Raw genomic sequence first — 2,511 nt, forward strand, 5'->3', positions numbered from 1 at the left:
CAATACTTCTATTATTAGCTATTGCTCTTCTTTCCTCCTGTAATCTTGATAACCAAGGTATCTTTGCAGAAGTAATTGATAGAGTACCTTCTGATAACAGAAAACTATCATTTATTGGATTAGATGAATCTGATGCAAATAACAAAATAATATATTTTAAGTCTGTAAATGGAATTGAAAGCTATAATTTAACTACTGGTCAATATTCAAAAATAGATAGCTCTGAAGATTCAAAGAAAAATAATGTATTTGTTTTTAGTGCTACAGATACAGATAAAGAGATTCTATATTTTGTAGATAAAGCTACCTCTGATAGTGTTTCATATGAGATCTGTTATAAGCTCGATATAAAAGATAAAGATAATGTAACAATTACTAAACTAAATAATAATAGTAATTTAATTTTCTCTGGTTCATATAATCAATATTTAATTGACAAAGAAGGTAAAGTTTATAGTTATTCAATAACTGATACAACAATTACTTTTGATAAGAAAGCTGAAGTTTCTAGTGAGTATTATGTTAAAAACATTGATGATATCTTCGCTTTTTCAACTAAAAAGAGTGATGCAAAGGCTAGTGATTTAAAATATTATAAGTTTGACGGTAATAATTTTAACCCTATATCTCTTCCTGAAGGTACTTCAAATATTGGTTTTTTAAGATCTGTAACAAGTGATGGTACATATCAATATCTTATTTTCTCTGAAGTAAATGGTACTGCAGAAACAAGTGCTTTTAAACTTAATGGTACTAAATTGACTAAAGAATCTAAATTATCATCAACAAAAGTTGGTAAAGATTTTAAATCATTTGTAGCTGGTAATAACTTGTATTTTGCTTATGATGGTAGTACAAGCTTTAACACTCTTACATTGGGAGAAAATCCTGCTTTGACATCTAATACTATTTCAAAGCTAGGAAATGTAGCTATTGTTGGATACTTTAAAGTAAATGATAATGTTAATAATAATGACTATATAATCTGTACAGCAAACAATGGATTCTTAACTTTAAGCCTTGATGGAACTCCTCACTTGAAGTAGAAATTAAACTATCTTTTTTAGGGTGTTGTTTTATTGCAACACTCTTTTTTTGCATTAAAAAAGAGCCTTTAACAATTCAGTTAAAAGCTCTATGTAAATTATTTAAAAAATTATTTCTCTAAGATAGTATGAAGGATATCTCTTACTTCTGGGTCTGTATAAACTTCATCAACTTCATCATGAGTAAGACCAATGAATTCATGACATGTGTAGTGAATCCATCTTTCATCTGCAGGTGAATTAAGGATGTGCTTTCTGCACCAATAATCAGGTTGAATTTCTAATGGCTTTTCTTTCTTGTAGAGAGGAACCTTGTAGTCATAAACTGCAACTTTTATATCTTCTCTAGGAATACCTGACTCCATAACAGTTTTTACAAGTGCATTTACTGTCATACCTGTATCAAAGATATCATCAACAATTAATACCTTTTGACCTTTTTGAAGCTTTAATGGTGAATAAGTCCAACCATCGATATCAACATGGCCTGCATGGCATTTTACTTCTGAATAACTTCTAGCTACAACAGCAGCATAGAAAACAGGAGTTTTACCTTCTTTAAGAGCAAGGAGTTTGTAGAACTCACTCATTACATTTGCCATGTATGCACCGCCTCTGAGTGAATCATAGATGACATCTGGAACAAATCCATCTTCCTTGTACATCTTCCAAACAAGTTTAAGTGCAGCATCTCTAATCATATCACATGTGATAAATTCTTTTGCCATAATCTCTCCCCTCTCAAAGTTGTGTGAGAATTTCTATACCATTATCTGTAATTGCCACTGTATGTTCCCAGTGACAAGCTGGTTTACCATCTTTAGTTACAACTGTCCAACCATCTTTTAGAGTATCAACTTGCCATGAACCCATATTAATCATTGGTTCAATAGCAATTACCATACCTGGTTTAATTCTAGGATTAGGTAGTAATCTATCGTTGAAATTTGGAACTTCAGGTTCTTCATGTAAATCAAAACCTACTCCATGACCTGTGTAGTCTCTAACTACACCATAGCCATTCTCTAGAAATGCCTTCTTAAATACAGCATTTCCGATATCAAGTATTCTAGCTCCCTTCTTGCCAGCAGCTTCGATTCCAACGTTTAAACATTCACGAGCAACTACATTAAGCTTATGAACATCATCACTAACTTTTCCAATTTCATAGGTTCTAGTTGAGTCACTAACATAGCCATCTAATGTAACACATAGATCAACAGAAACAATATCACCTTCCTTTAATATCTTTTTCTTGGAAGGAATACCATGAATAACTACTTCATTTACTGAAACACAAGCAGAATTAGGATATCCACAATACCCAAGGCATGAAGGAATAGCTTTATGCTCTTTAATATATAAATAGCAAAAACGATCGATGTCCCATGTTGAAACACCTTCTTTAATAATATCTTCAAGCTTAAGCAAACATTCAGCAAGAATTTTACCACTTCTTTTAATA

The 2,511-nt window shown here is 31.5% G+C and carries 3 protein-coding genes; 1 reads left to right on the forward strand and 2 read right to left on the reverse strand.

Going from position 1 to position 2,511, the window contains the following annotated elements; all coding sequences use genetic code 11:
* A partial coding sequence (locus SOY52_RS00340) for a hypothetical protein (RefSeq protein ID WP_320846998.1) occupies positions 1-1,046 on the forward strand: 1,046 nt, incomplete at its 5' end.
* 110 nt (positions 1,047-1,156) lie between these two features.
* Here the strand turns inward: SOY52_RS00340 and SOY52_RS00345 are convergent.
* Complete coding sequence (locus tag SOY52_RS00345; protein WP_320846999.1) at positions 1,157-1,774, reverse strand: phosphoribosyltransferase; 618 nt, start codon at positions 1,772-1,774, stop codon at positions 1,157-1,159.
* Positions 1,775-1,787: 13 nt separating this feature from the next.
* A complete protein-coding gene (map, locus tag SOY52_RS00350; RefSeq protein ID WP_320847000.1) occupies positions 1,788-2,510 on the reverse strand; it encodes a type I methionyl aminopeptidase in 723 nt (240 codons plus the stop codon).
* Position 2,511 lies beyond the last annotated feature (1 nt).

The organism is Bullifex sp. (assembly GCF_034103065.1).
Classification (GTDB): Bacteria; Spirochaetota; Spirochaetia; order Sphaerochaetales; family Sphaerochaetaceae; genus Bullifex.

What these genes read in the sequence shown, in the direction of transcription:
- SOY52_RS00345 (WP_320846999.1), bottom strand. Translation starts at nt 1,774, where the DNA reads ATGGCAAAAGAATTTATCACATGTGATATGATTAGAGATGCTGCACTT.